We start from the raw sequence: 14,605 nt of genomic DNA, 5'->3' as shown, positions 1-14,605 counted from the left end.
AAGATGAACAACGTATTTCTATGGTCATCAAAGCGTGCCCTATTGGCATCAGCTTTGACAACGTTGCTCCTTACAGTCCCGGCAAATCAAGCCAAGGCTTTAGGAGGAGTAAATGAAATCCATCAGTCGGCAATCGTAAATGGTATTATTGTCGACTCAGCGGGAGAACCCATCATTGGAGCAACTATTAAGGTAAAAGGCGGTCAGGCCGGCTCTATCAGTGATTTTAATGGTAACTTTGCGATTGATGCTAATCGTGGTCAGGATCTTGAGGTAAGTTACATTGGTTACAAGACGCAGGTTGTCAAAGTGAATGGACAGAATCTGAAGATTATTCTTCTTGAGGATTCAAAGGCACTTCAGGAGGTAGTAGTAGTAGGTTTCGGTACCCAGAAGAAGGTTAACCTTACGGGTGCCGTTTCTGTTGTTGATGGCGACGAGCTGGCTCAGCGTCCCGTTGCTAATGCCGCTCAGGCTTTGCAGGGTGTCGTTCCAGGATTGCAGATCGCATCAACCAGTGGTTCGCTCGATGCTTCACCCAGCATTAACGTTCGTGGTACCGCCACTATCGGTGAGGGTTCAAGCGGTTCGCCTTTGATTCTGATCGATGGTATGGAGGGTGACCTGAACACCATCAACCCACAGGATATCCAGAGCATCTCTGTACTGAAGGATGCTGCTGCATCATCAATCTATGGTAGCCGCGCACCTTTCGGCGTTATCCTGATTACCACCAAGAATGGTGCCAAGGATAGTAAGGTAAAGGTTAACTATAATAACAGTTTCCGTTTCAGCAACCTGATTCGTGGTAAGCACATGATGAACTCGGTTGATTACGCTTCGTGGTTGAACGATGCAAAAACCAATCAAGGTCAGTCGGTATTCTTCGATGCTGATCGTATGGCAGCCATCAAGGAGTATCATGAGGCGACACCCGTAGGTCCTGGCACACGCCGTACTGCCGATGGTAAGCTGGTTTACGCTATCGGTTCGCAGAATGGTGTAACTTGGGACGATGGTTACGGCTATGGTATCGACGATGTTGATTGGTATGATGTGGTTTATCGTAACTCAGCCTTCTCGCAGGAACACAACGCCAGCGTAAACGGCGGTTCGGATAAACTTAACTTCTATGCATCAATCGGCTACCTGGATCAGGGTGGTTTCATGAACATGGGTAGCGATGGTTACAAACGTTACAATGGTACAGCCAAGATGAACATCGAGCTGGCCAAGTGGATTCGCATGAACTACAACATGCGTTTTGCTCGCACAAACTATCATCGTCCTGCTGCGCTTACAAGCAGTCTGTATAACGATATGGCCCGTCAGGGTTGGCCTATGCTGCCTCTGTACGATCGCAACGGTTATCTGTACTCCTCACCATCGCCAGCTCTAGCTCTGGCTACAGGTGGTACCGACCGTAAGGAGCGCGACGTACTTAACCATCAGCTTGGTTTCGTTATCGAACCTGTTAAGAACTGGATTACACATATCGATTTCAACTACAAAATAGATAACGCTATCCGCCACTGGGATAGTCAGCGCACCTACAACCACAACGTGGCTGGCGAGGCTATCATCTATAACCAGGGCTCGAACGTTCACGAGGACGAGTTTAAGGATAACTACCTGAACTTCCAGGCTTATACCGAGTACACATGGAGCCTAGCCGAGAAACATAACTTCCATGTAATGGGTGGCTTCCAGACCGAGCAGCTTAAGCGCACCGAATTTGGTTTACAGCGTAACGGTATTCTGGATCCTTCAAAGTCTGAGGTTGACCTAACCAACGGTCTGAGCTACTCAGGTGAGGCTATCGTACCCGATGTAAATGGTGCTCGTAACCAGTGGCAGACAGCTGGCTTCTTTGGACGTGTAAACTATAACTACGCCGAGAAGTACCTGTTCGAGGCTAACCTGCGTTACGATGGTACATCACGTTTTCGTAGTGATAAGATGTGGAAGCTGTTCCCGTCAGTATCACTGGGTTGGAACATCGCCCGCGAGAAGTTCTGGGAGAACCTGGCCGGCACTGTTAATACCCTGAAGTTGCGTGCTTCGTACGGTTCGCTGGGTAACCAGAATATTAACAACTGGTATCAGACTTACCAGACTATCGCTTACAACTCTGTAGCCGGTACATGGTTGCAGAATGGTGCTAAGCCTAACACCACCAGTGCTCCTGGACTGGTTTCGGCTCTGCTTACATGGGAGAAGGTGGAGAGTTACGACCTCGGTCTCGACTTCGGTGCTTTCAACAATCGCTTGACTGGTACTTTCGATTACTATATCCGTAACACTAAGGATATGGTGGGTAATGCTCCTGAACTTCCTGCTATTCTTGGAACCAATGTTCCTGTAACTAACAACACCGACTTGCGTACTACGGGATGGGAGTTACAGATTAGCTGGCGTGATGTGTTGAAGAATGGTCTTTCGTATGGTGTTACCTTTAACATCTCTGATGCACGTACAAAGATTACCCGTTATCCTAATAACCCCACAAGCTCTATCAATAGCTATATTGAGGGACGTTATATCAATGAAATCTGGGGCTTTGAGACCATTGGCATCGCTAAGAGCGACGAGGAGATGAACGCTCACCTGGCTACAGCCGATCAGAGTTCACTGGGTAGCAACTGGGCTGCAGGTGATATCATGTACCGCGACCTGAACAACGATGGTAAGATTTCACGTGGCGCACAGACACTGGCCGACCACGGCGACCTGAAGGTGATTGGTAACTCAACACCTCGTTACCTGGTAGGTTTGAACCTGAATGCAGCTTATAAGGGCTTCGATATCAGTGCATTCTTCCAAGGCGTGATGAAGCGCGACTGGTGGATTGGTGGCTCATGGGGCGGCGGTCTTGAGTACCTGTTCGGTACCACTAACTCTTGGGAGTGGTGGAGCGTAGGTATCACCGACGTTCAGGATTACTATCGTGATGCCAACACATGGTCGGTACAGAACGGTTATCAGCAGGAAAATAAGGATGCCTGGTTACCTCGCGTACAGTTCAGTGATAAGAATGAGCAGGCTCAAACCCGCTACCTGATGAATGGTGCGTATGTTCGCCTGAAGAATATTCAGCTTGGCTATACCATTCCACGCCAGATTACCCAGCAATGGGGCATCAGCAACCTTCGTGTGTTTGTATCAGCTGAGAATCTTTTCACTATCACCGAGATGCCTCATCAGTTTGATCCGGAGTTGATGTCAAATTCGGTTGATCAGAACAATGGCTATCCTTTGCAGAAGACATTCGCATTCGGTCTTAACGTATCATTCTAATGGTAAATATTCACGTATTAAATAATAGGAAATTATGAAACTCTATAAATTATCATTCATAGCATTGGCTCTTACTGCAACTGCATGTACCGACTACCTGGAGCAGGAGCCACCATCATCGCTCACCCCTGAGAACTTCTACACCAGCGAGGATCAGGTGCAGGCTGTAGCAAACCGTTTTTATCAGGATATCATGCCTGGTCATGGAGGTTGGGATTATGGTACATATACAACAGACAATAATACCGATGTCCAGGCCTCGCGCACTCCAAGTGCAAAATTTTCAAGTAACCTTTGGCGTACTAGTCAGACAGAAGATGACTGGTCATGGGGTAATATCCGTAATGTAAACTATCAGCTTGGTCAGCTTAAAGCTAAATTGGCCGAGAACGCCATTAGCGGAAACGAAACAAACATCCGTCAGTATATAGGCGAGGTTTATTTCTTCCGTGCTTATGCTTATTTCGAGTTACTGAAGAAATATGGCGACCTGCCTATTTTGACTGAGGCATTGCCCGATGATGAGAGTGTACTTGTTGCTGCCAGCAATCGTCAACCATGTAATGAGGTTGCTCGTTTCATCGTAAATAATCTTGATACGGCCATCATTTACATGAAGGAGGATTTCGAGAACCGACATACACGTATTTCTGTCGATGCCGCCAAACTGTTCAAGAGCCGTGTAGCTCTCTATATGGGATCGTGGCTTACCAACTTTGCTGGCACTCCATTCGTGCCCAATGGTGCAGGTTGGCCAGGTGCTGCCAAGAATCCTAACTACCAGTACCCCACAGGCTCAATAGAGAACGAAGCTAAGTACTTCTTCGAGACAGCAGCCGCTGCAGCCGAGCAGGTAGCCGATAAGTATAAGAACAGTCTGACTGTTAACAACGGTGTGGTTCCTCAGACTGAGGGTCAGAGCAATCCTTACCTTGAGTTGTGGGGCACTACTAACTGCACCGGTAAGAATGAGATTCTGTTGTGGCGCGAGTATAGCAAGTCACTCGGTATTCAGAACGATATAGAGGTGGCTGTCGAGAAGGGAAATATCGGTACTGGTGTTACCCGTTCGCTCGTAGAGCGTTATCTGATGGCCGATGGTAAGCCTATTTATGCGTCTGCCTTTACCTATGATGACTCTGAGATCGCCAAGGTCGTGGAGAATCGCGACCCACGTTTACAGGTTATGCTCAAGGTCCCTGGACAGGTTAACTGCTTTAAGAATGTTACTGACGATGCTGGTACACATTGGACTGAGACCGAGCCTACACCTAATATCACCAACGCTAATGCCGAGGATGGTTACATTACCGGCTACGCTATCCGTAAGGGTATGACATTCGATCGTGCACTTACTGCCAATGGCGGTAGCTATAACGCTTGTGTGATTTTCCGTGCTACCGAGGCTCTGCTCAACTATATCGAAGCCGAGTACATGCTCACTAAGGATATCTCATCTGGTAAAATTCTTGAGTATTGGAAGAAGGTCCGCCAAACTGCTGGCTTTACAGGTGCCGCTGTTGATCCTCAGGTAACCATCGCTGCTACCGATATGACCAAGGAGACACTCGACTGGGGTGCTTACACCGCTGGCGAGCTGCTCACCGATGCAACACTTTACAACATCCGTCGTGAGCGTAGCTGTGAGCTCCTGGCCGAGGGTCTGCGTGATATGGACCTGAAGCGTTGGCGCTCATACGAGCAACTTATCAAGAATCCCGTATATGCCGAGGGTATCCACCTGTGGAATACGCCTATGGAGAAGTGGTATAACGATCTGGTTGCCGATGGTTCAAGCAGCTCGAACGTATCACAAAAGAGCATTAGCGAGTACCACTGTCCACACGTGGTTAACATGACTAACAATAGCTATGCTAAGGGTCTTACATGGCGTATGGCCTACTATCTGCAGCCACTGCCTCTGCGTCAGTTCCTGCTCACAGCAGCCGACCACGCCAGCATCGATCAGAGTCCGATGTACCAGAACCCATACTGGCCCACCGAGACCGATGCCCCTGCACAGCAGTAATATCCTATCAGTTCAATCCCCCATTCGTAACGGAATGGGGGATTATTGTTACTTTAAGTTCTTTATGCTTTCTTGGCTGTTCCTGTATTTGGTAGGAGACATACCCATGGTCTTAGAAAAGAGACGCGAGAAGTAGAGAGGATCCTTGATACCGACTTTATAGCAGATCATATTGATTTTCATGTCCGTCGTTCGTAACAAACGGCAGGCGTGTTCTATCTTCAAACGATTGAAATAAACCCAAGGGCTTTGGCCGGTCTTTTTTTTGAAACTAGTCATGAAGTGACTTTGTGAATAGCCCACATACGTCAGCACATCTTTTATCATGATGTGGCTCTCGATGTTTTCCCGCATATAGTGTATGGCCTGTTTAATAAGATCTTTCTCTGTCTCGGCTTTAGCTCTGCGGAATTGTCCTAGATACCTCATCGAAGCAAGGAAGTGATGTAGCAGACTGCTGGCATAGCGCATGTCTTCTAGTTCTTTGCCATGTTGAAGTGTTGTCATTATTTCCTCGAATATATTGATGCGATCGCCAATACGAGAGTTTATCGTAATGTTGATGTCCTGAGGTGTTGCGGCTCCTTTAGCATATACATGGGCAGACGTTCCGCCAAAGTGAACCCAGTAGATGGTCCAGTAATGATTGGTACCATACTCATGCGGTTCTCCTTTAGGTAGTATGAAATATTGGTTTCGCTTTACCTCATAAGTCTGGCCTTCGACGCGATACCATCCGCAACCTTCTACACAATAGATAAGCACATACTGATCGATTCCTTTTTCACGGATCCGATGGTGATATTCAGCTTTTGGGTAATAGCCGATGTCGGTGATATATAGACTTTGACAGAGTTCGTCTTGCTTCTCTATCTCAATCTGTGCTGGTGGAAGAACTGTCATCCGTTCTCCTTGAAAACCTTCCTTCTTTCTGATCATGAGTATGTCCCCTTTATTCTGAATGATGTTTAGTGCTTATTTTTTGCAAAGGTACATATTCTTATTGATATAACAAAATAAAGCGGTGTTTCCACATAGGAAACACCGCTTTATCTTATTGGTGTGTTATAGTTTTTATTTCAGATTCTTGATTTCAAGAGCGGGCTTGTACTCAGGGTCGATTGCGAGGATCTTTCCTGCATAGTCCTTAGCACCTGCTACGTTTTTGTTGATGTATGAGTTGAACATCATATAGTGATAAGCAGTCTTCAGCATGATATCCTCGCCCTTGGTGCGATCAGCCTTGCTGCCGAGAAGCTCAATTACCTTCAGATAGTCAGGCTTGGCCAGACTGTTCTTCATATTGTCGTCGAGTTTGTTCACATTGCTGGCTGCCATATATGTGGCGTATACCTGCTGAACGGGGAACTTCTCACCTGCTGCACGGAACAGGTCAACGGCCTTTTGGATGTACTCTGCCTTCTTGCTAGGATCGGCTTCACCATACTTTGAATAAATAATTGCCAGACCTTCCTCGTCGTCGAAATTTACGTCGGGCTTGCAAGCTAGGTATTCATTATAGTATTTAATGGCGTTGTCGAATTCCTTGTCCTTTAGATAAGAGTCCGATACGCTCTTAAGGATGGACCAGCGCTTGATCATAGATGAGTCATTAACCAGCTCGAGTGCCTTATCATACTCAGCGTACATGTTGACCTTGTCCTCGAGTGCCTGATAGATTAGAGCTGTATAGAAGTGGTCATACTCAGAGAACTTGGCGCTGTCGGTTTCGTTGAAGTATTTATTGATATAAACTTTAGCTGCCTCGTAATTCTTCAGTTCGTAATTAGAGAACATGGCCAGACGAGTGAATGTCGGGTTGCGTGGCTCGAGTTTGAGACCAGCCTCTGCAGCGCGAAGCGCGTCCTCGAAATGACCTGTGAAATAGCTGCAACGTACAAACTCATTGAGGTAACTCTTGTCGAGTTTGGTAATGTCTGACTTAGCGAAATTCTCGTAAGCCTGCTTCTCGTCACCAGCCAGCATGTAGATATGGGCGGTGAAAGCATCGATATCCTCGTTGGGGCAGTACTGCTTCATCTCCTTCAGTTTGGCAGCAGCCTGGCTTGGGCTAATCTTACGATATACCATGGCCCACTTCTTGTAACCTTCGGGGTTGGTCTTGTCGAAGTTTATGGCCTGATTGTAGTAACCTGCGGCCTTACCACCGTCAGTGCCATAGGCAGACTCGATGTCGCCCAACAGCAGATAGGCAGGAGCAAACTGATATTTAGGTTTGCCAGCCTCGTTGGCATAGTTGGCAAAGAGAGCTGCGTTAGCTGTATCCTTCTGAGCATAGAAGGCACGAGCAACCTTGATAAGAGCCTCAGGGTTCTTCTTGTTCTTCTTGTAAGCTGTTTTTGCTAACTCGGCTACGTTAGGAGCCTTTGACTTGATTCCGTCGAGAGCTGCATTAAGCTCTGCTTCCTGTGCATTAGCGGTGGCGCTGAAACCTGCCAGCATCACACCCATTACTAAATATTTGATTGTCTTCATAATCGCTTATGTTTTTTAGTTTCACTTATTGTTATCTCACTCTCTTGTTCTTATGACGTTTAAAACTACGTTTGGTTTAATTGTGGTTTATTGTTTGTTTACAATCACGTCGCGCACATTCATATTAGCTGTACGAGGCAGAAGGCCTGCACGTAGGATGATTTTCTGGCCTTTAGGTAGCTGAATGAAATGTGTGAAACCTGATGGAATGCCGTTGCGTGTATCGTTAAGCAGGGCATAAATGGTACGGCGTAGGGGATAGTTGCCGTTGTATAAATAGAACTGATAGGGCTTCCAGCTGTTGTAACTCTTGGCGGAGTCCATTTTACTGACGCCCATCACGGTAATATTCTTCTTAAATGTGACGTTGGTGGTGTCGCGCTTGTCGTTGAGCCAGTTGCTGCCGATGATACCGAGTGAGTTCTCGTGTTTCTCAACATAATCTATAACTGCAGCACTAGTTTGTACGGCGCCGATGTTCTTGGCGCTGAATTGCTTTCCATCAAGAATGGAATCGACACACCAGCGAACGGTACTCGAAAGAGGATTATCGAATACCACGTCAATCTCGCCAAGTTTAGATTTTGGATTAAGATCCTTCCACTGAGCTATCTCACCACGGAGTACACGGGCAAAGTCCTTGATGGTGATACATGTGTCGGGATTGGCATTGTTTACAATGATAGCCAGACCGTCGTAAGCGATAGGTATCGCTCTTGGCATGTACTTACGGTCTATGAGATTCTGGCGCTCCTTCTCCGTAAAATCGCGGGTGGTGAAGGCAAGCCATGTCTCGAGTTTCATAACCTTCTTCACTGCATCTTGTTCGTTGATGTAGACAGGGGTGATGGAGTCGAGTGTCTGATTAGTGAAATAATAAAGTTCCTCATCGAGGATAGGGTAGAAACTCTCGTCAGCTACGAAGTAACTGGCTGCTTTCTGATAGGCTTCCTCTAATTCAGGATTAGGCTTGTTCCCACATTCTGGGAACAAGCCTAATATAAGTGTTAATCCAACTAATTTTGTGAATTTGTTGAATGCGTTCATTACAGATTGATAGTATTACTGCAGACGGAAGGTTACAGGAACTGTGTACTTTACACGTACTGCAGAACCGTTCTGCTTACCAGGAATCCAGTGAGGCATGGACTTAACCACGCGTGAAGCCTCCTTATCGAGTGAGGGGTCAACACTCTTTACAACCTTTACGTCGGTGATAGAACCATCACGCTCTACAACGAAGGTTACGATAACACGACCCTGTACACCGTTCTCCTCGGCTACAACTGGATACTTGATATTCTTATTCAGATACTCGAACAGAGCAGAAGGACCACCAGGGAACTGGGGCATTTCCTCTACAACGTCGAATACCTTTGTCTCCTCAACCTTCGGGGCTTCGGGCTCAGCAATCTTTTCCTTAGCCTTCATTACCTCGCCTGCCTCTTCGTCGTTTCCTTCAACAGTGAAGGCACCGATGGCGGTGTTGGTCTCCTGGAGCTCTTCCTGAGATTTCATCTCCTGATCCTCCTTCACTTCTTCGTCCTTCTTAATTTCAGGAACGGTGAAGGCTACAGAGCTCTTAACGCGCTCTACTTCAATCTTCTCAACCTCGGGTTCGTCCTTCTTCTCAACCTTAGCTTCTTTCTTCTCAGCCAGACTTGCCAACTCTACGTCGGCCTCGATGGCTGCGTTCTGTGAAGCAATATAGTTTTCAATAGACACCTTAGCAATGACGATGGCTGCAATGATGGCAAAACCAACGAACATTGTAATCAGGGCCTTAAGGTTACGAACACCGGTGTTCTTGCGCAATTGATAAGCTCCGTAAGCTTGGTTCTTACCTTCAAATACGAGGTCGACCCAGCCATTGTCTATAAGATCTATTTTTGCCATAGTTCTTTCTTACTTTTTAGGGGTTAATCACTTGACGCCTGCCTTCGCAATGAGTTCCTTATCATCGTCACTCATCTTGTCGACATTGTCAATGACGTACTTATCAATATTGCTAATCAACATCTCATCGAGAGCGGCTACCATGTTCTCATACGTTGCTGTATTGAGAGGACGGATAATAACAGTCATGGTAGGAACCTTCTCACCGCTAGGGAGCTCACCCTTCTTCAGCTTCTTGAGTTGTTCCTGATACTGCTCGTCGGTCATTTTAGAACCGAACTCCGTCTTCTTGGCATCAAGCTCCTTCTTTGCCAACTTGATCTTGGCGATAGGGTTGATACCTTCTTCGGTAGTATGCTCGTTGAGCACCTTCTCAATACCATCCTTACCGTAAGAGGTTTCTTTTACGCATGAAGGATCGTCATAGTTGGGCAGACCAGCTACATACCAGACCTTGTCGTTTGAACCCAGATAAAGGGTGATGGTGTGAGAAGCTTTTGTTACCTGTTTCTGCTCTTCACTCAGATTCTTCGTGTCATCGTTCGACGGCATGGTCAGCTGCATAGCCTGCGGCTTGGCCAATGTAGTACACAGCATGAAGAAGGTGATCAGAAGCATCATCATGTCTACCATTGGCGTGAAGTTCACGCGGGTATCCATCTTTTTCTGCTTGGATAGATTTTTCTTTGCCATAATACAATTAGTCGTTTAAACGTTTAACATCGAGGTTCGTAATGAGCTGGAAACGGTTCTCATTCATATCCTGCAGTTCCGACATCAGCAGTTTAATAGAAGAATATGGAGTCTTCGAGTCGCACTTGATGGCGAGCTTGATGTCGGGGTTCACATCACGGGCAGCTGTAACCCATTCCTGAAATTCACTCTTACCTCCGTTGATACTGTCGAGCGGAAGTCCAAGTTTCTGGATTGCCTCACCCATCTTGTCTGGCTCCAGACTCAGGTAGTTGGCGAGCTGAGACATGCTGGCACCTACCATGGCATCCTCGCGGAAGTGCTTTACCTGGGTGGGATTCAACTGAACACCATACTTGTCAGTCATAGCGTCCAGCATTGCCTGCATGTTGTTCTTGTTTTCGGTACCACAGAAGACGCGACCCTCTGGAGTAACCAGAATGTTAAGCACGTCCTGCTCTGGTATCTTCAGCTCTGACACCGAGTTAGGCGCGTTGACTGATACTGGTTCTGGTGTCAGGAATGTTGAAGTCAACATGAAGAAACACAGAAGCAGCGTCATCACGTCTGACATAGGTGTCATGTCAATCCAGATGTCTTTTTTCTGTATCTTAATTTTAGCCATACTAAAACCGATTTTGAAGTTTTAAATGGTTAAAAATTAAGCCTCGTTGTGGTTAGAATCGTATGTAGCGGCGATTGTGTAACCAATCTCGTCGAGTGCGAATGTCAGCTTGTCGATCTTGTTTGAGAAGAAATTGTAAACAACGGTAGCAACCCATGAGGTCAAGATACCAGATGCTGTGTTTACAAGGGCCTCAGAAATACCGGCAGACAGAGCCATAGAGTCAGCACCACCACCTGCAGACAGAGCCTGGAACGAACCGATCATACCAAGCACAGTACCGAACAGAGCGGTCAGGGTACCCAAAGATACGATGGTAGCAACCATGGGGAGGTTCATCTGCAGTGTAGGCATCTCAAGCTGAGTAGCCTCCTCGTGAGCCTGCTGAATCTTAGCAATCTTAGCAGCCTTCTTCAGGGTTGTGTCACCCTCAACGGTCTGGTACATCTTGATAGAAGCCTTAACTACGTTAGCTACAGAACCCTGCATCTTATCGCAAAGCTTGTCAGCCTCTTCGAACTTCTGGGCCTTGATAAGAGCCTTAACGTCGGCAGTGAACTTTGCCAGGTTAATCTTACCAGCAGCAGTCTTAATAGCGAAGAAGCGCTCGATACCGAGGCAGATGACGGTGAACAGAAGGGTCAGGATCAGACCTACAACGAAACCACCCTTATACACTGTACCAAGAAGGTTTGCGGGGTGTCCGCTACGGTCGCCACCGATGAAGTTATCGGGGTTACCCATTACGAAGTACCATACACCATAACCTGCAAGAGCGCAAATCACGAGGATAATCCATGCAGCTTTAATACCCTGGAAGCCCGATTTCTTAGCTGGGGCTGCAGCCTTTGTTGTTGTTGCCATAATTTTGATTAATTTTTTAGTTATTAAATTGAAATAATTGTTTGTAAATGCTCGATTTAGTGAGAGTTACGGCTAAACACGTAGTTTTTCCAACTCCGTGGTTCGCAAAATCACCTCGCAAAGTTACTAATTTAGGTGATAATAAAGCAAGAATTAATGACTTTTAACTATAATTTTCTTGATTTACGACAATTTTGCCAGTACTTCCTTTATGCGTCTCATGGCCTCGATAATGTTCTCATCGCTGGTAGCGTAACTCATGCGGAAACACTCGGGATCGCCGAAGGCGTCGCCGCCTACTGTGGCTACGTGTCCCTTCTCAAGGAGATACATGGCAAGGTCGGTTGAATTGTTGATTGTTGTCTCACCATCGCTCTTGCCGTAGAAGCTGCTGCACTTGGGGAATAGATAGAATGCCCCCTCAGGTACGTTGACCTCGAGGCCAGGGATGTCCTTGGCAAGTTTCACAATGAGGTTGCGACGGCGCTCAAATGCCTGACGCATGTCTTCTACGCACTGTTGGCTAGCAGTATAAGCGAATTCTGCTGCTTTCTGGCTGACGGAGCAGGGACCGCTAGTATACTGGCCCTGCAGTTTGTTGCAGCCCTTGACAATCCACTCTGGGGCGGCGATATAACCAATGCGCCAGCCTGTCATGGCATAAGCCTTAGACACACCGTTGACAATGATTGCACGTTCCTTCATGCCAGGGAACTGGGCGATAGACTCGTGCTTGCCAATGTAGTTGATGTGCTCGTAGATCTCATCGGCCAGCACAAAGAGGTCTTCGTGGCTTAAGATAACATCAGCAAGAGCCTTTAACTCGGCTTTGCTATATACGCTTCCCGTGGGGTTGCTGGGAGAGCAGAGAATAATCATTCGGGTTTTCGGAGTAATGGCTGCCTCAAGCTGCTCTGGTGTCATCTTGAAGTTCTGGTCGAAACCAGCCTCCACAAACTTAGGTGTACCACCTGCCAGCAGCACCATCTGGGGATAACTCACCCAATATGGGGTGGGGATGATTACCTCTTCGCCATCGTTAACTAGCGCCATCACGGTGTTGCACACACTCTGTTTGGCACCGTTGCTCACCAGAATCTCGTTGACGGTATAGTCCAACTGGTTCTCGTTCTTCAGCTTGGCTACGATAGCCTTACGGAGATCGGGATAGCCCGGAACGGGTGAGTAGCGTGAATAATTGTCGTCTATTGCCTTCTTGGCAGCCTCTTTAATCGCATCAGGTGTGTTGAAGTCGGGCTCGCCGACACTCATGTTGATTACATCGATACCCTGCGCCTTCATTTCTGAGCTTTTCTGAGACATTGCAAGCGTTGCTGAAGGGGCTAAACGCTGCAGACGATTAGATAATTGTGCCATATTTTTACGAAATTTTGTGCAAAAGTAATCATTTTATTTGTGAATGCGAAAGAAATATGCCACTTTTTCGATTTTTGGGGTGAAAATGTGACAATTTGTGAGCTATTTCAGATGCAGCGTATGTCCCATGCGTACTTTTTTCGTTTCAAGATAACGCAGATTGTAGGGATTGGGAGTTACCTCGATAGGAACATTCTCGATAATCTCAAGACCATAGGCTTCCAGTCCTACACGCTTTACGGGGTTGTTGGTCAGAAGACGCATCTTATGTACACCAAGGTGGCGGAGCATCTGGGCACCACATCCATAGTCTCGCTCATCAGGCTTGAACCCCAGATGGATATTGGCGTCAACAGTGTCGAGTCCCTCTTCCTGAAGTTTGTAGGCTGCAATCTTGTTCATGAGTCCGATACCACGGCCTTCCTGTTGCATATAGATGACCACGCCCTTGCCTTCTTTGTCGATGGCCTGCATGGCCTTGTGAAGCTGTTCACCGCAGTCGCAGCGTTTTGACCCAAGAATGTCGCCTGTCATGCATGAAGAGTGGACGCGAACAAGAATGGGCTCGTCCTCCTTCCATTCGCCCTTGATGAGGGCCATGTGCTCCAGACCATTACTCTTCTGACGGAAAGGTATCAGACGGAAGTGTCCGTAGTCTGTAGGCATTTCAACCTCTTCGCCAACCTCGATGAGCGACTCCTTCTTCAGACGATAGGCTATCATATCCTTGATACTGATGAGTTTGAGGTTCCACTCTTTGGCAAATTTTATGAGTTCGGGCATTCGCGCCATACTGCCATCTTCGTTCATGATTTCCATCAGGGCACCAGCAGGATAGAGTCCTGCCATCTTACAGAGGTCGATAGCAGCCTCGGTGTGCCCGCTGCGGCGAAGTACCCCATTATCTTGTGCATAGAGAGGGTTTACATGGCCAGGACGTCCGAAGGTCTGAGGGGTAGCTTTGGGGTCAGCCAAGGCTTTGATGGTCTCGGCACGGTCGTGGGCACTTACACCTGTGGTGCATCCCTCAAGTTTGTCAATGGTTACTGTGAATGGAGTACCAAGTACAGAGGTGTTGTCCTGTACCTGATGGGGTAGGTCGAGTTCCTTGCATCGCTCAATAGTGATGGGGGCGCACAGCACGCCACGGGCATGTTTGAGCATGAAGTTCACTTTCTCGGCAGTAATCTTTTCCGCTGCGATAATCAGGTCTCCCTCGTTTTCACGATCCTCATCATCGACAACTATTACAAACTCGCCGTTCTTGAAGTCCTCTACGGCTTCCTCTATGGTGTTGAGTTTCATTTCTTCCATTTCCTTATACCTTA

General features: G+C 47.2%; 11 protein-coding genes. 2 read left to right on the top strand and 9 right to left on the bottom strand.

Annotation, left to right across the window (positions count from 1 at the left end; translation table 11 throughout):
• The first annotated feature begins 3 nt into the window (after positions 1-3).
• On the top strand, positions 4-3,297 hold the full coding sequence (locus BMX82_RS11545; RefSeq protein WP_036909683.1) for a SusC/RagA family TonB-linked outer membrane protein: 3,294 nt from the start codon (positions 4-6) through the stop codon (positions 3,295-3,297).
• A gap of 34 nt (positions 3,298-3,331) precedes the next feature.
• Positions 3,332-5,326, top strand: a complete 1,995-nt coding sequence (locus tag BMX82_RS11540; protein WP_036909681.1) for a RagB/SusD family nutrient uptake outer membrane protein — start codon at positions 3,332-3,334, stop codon at positions 5,324-5,326.
• A 48-nt stretch (positions 5,327-5,374) separates the two neighbouring features.
• Here the strand turns inward: BMX82_RS11540 and BMX82_RS11535 are convergent, their stop codons facing one another.
• The 9 genes from BMX82_RS11535 to BMX82_RS11495 all read right to left on the bottom strand — a co-directional run bounded on the left by BMX82_RS11535 (position 5,375) and on the right by BMX82_RS11495 (position 14,591).
• Positions 5,375-6,265: an AraC family transcriptional regulator gene (locus tag BMX82_RS11535; RefSeq protein ID WP_091769148.1), complete on the bottom strand. Its 891-nt coding sequence runs from the start codon at positions 6,263-6,265 to the stop codon at positions 5,375-5,377.
• A gap of 135 nt (positions 6,266-6,400) precedes the next feature.
• Entirely contained in the window at positions 6,401-7,822 is a 1,422-nt protein-coding gene (locus BMX82_RS11530) for a tetratricopeptide repeat protein (protein ID WP_143058366.1), read from the bottom strand.
• Positions 7,823-7,909: 87 nt separating this feature from the next.
• The gene (locus BMX82_RS11525; protein WP_036909676.1) at positions 7,910-8,869 is read right to left on the bottom strand and encodes a PstS family phosphate ABC transporter substrate-binding protein; all 960 of its coding nucleotides are present in this window, start codon (positions 8,867-8,869) and stop codon (positions 7,910-7,912) included.
• Between the two features lie 15 nt (positions 8,870-8,884).
• A complete protein-coding gene (locus BMX82_RS11520) occupies positions 8,885-9,718 on the bottom strand; it encodes an energy transducer TonB (RefSeq protein ID WP_036909675.1) in 834 nt (277 codons plus the stop codon).
• Positions 9,719-9,745: 27 nt separating this feature from the next.
• Entirely contained in the window at positions 9,746-10,411 is a 666-nt protein-coding gene (locus tag BMX82_RS11515; protein WP_036909673.1) for an ExbD/TolR family protein, read from the bottom strand.
• Between the two features lie 7 nt (positions 10,412-10,418).
• Complete coding sequence (locus tag BMX82_RS11510; RefSeq protein WP_036909672.1) at positions 10,419-11,036, bottom strand: ExbD/TolR family protein; 618 nt, start codon at positions 11,034-11,036, stop codon at positions 10,419-10,421.
• 36 nt (positions 11,037-11,072) lie between these two features.
• On the bottom strand, positions 11,073-11,900 hold the full coding sequence (locus BMX82_RS11505) for a MotA/TolQ/ExbB proton channel family protein (protein WP_036909671.1): 828 nt from the start codon (positions 11,898-11,900) through the stop codon (positions 11,073-11,075).
• A gap of 183 nt (positions 11,901-12,083) precedes the next feature.
• The gene (locus BMX82_RS11500) at positions 12,084-13,277 is read right to left on the bottom strand and encodes a pyridoxal phosphate-dependent aminotransferase (protein ID WP_091769140.1); all 1,194 of its coding nucleotides are present in this window, start codon (positions 13,275-13,277) and stop codon (positions 12,084-12,086) included.
• A gap of 102 nt (positions 13,278-13,379) precedes the next feature.
• Positions 13,380-14,591, bottom strand: a complete 1,212-nt coding sequence (locus BMX82_RS11495) for a bifunctional 3,4-dihydroxy-2-butanone-4-phosphate synthase/GTP cyclohydrolase II (RefSeq protein WP_091769138.1) — start codon at positions 14,589-14,591, stop codon at positions 13,380-13,382.
• Positions 14,592-14,605: the final 14 nt, after the last annotated feature.

Source organism: Prevotella sp. khp7 (assembly GCF_900109055.1).
Classification (GTDB): domain Bacteria; phylum Bacteroidota; class Bacteroidia; order Bacteroidales; family Bacteroidaceae; genus Prevotella.
Note: the sequence above shows the minus strand (reverse complement) of the source record. Positions and strands in the feature narration are given on the sequence as shown.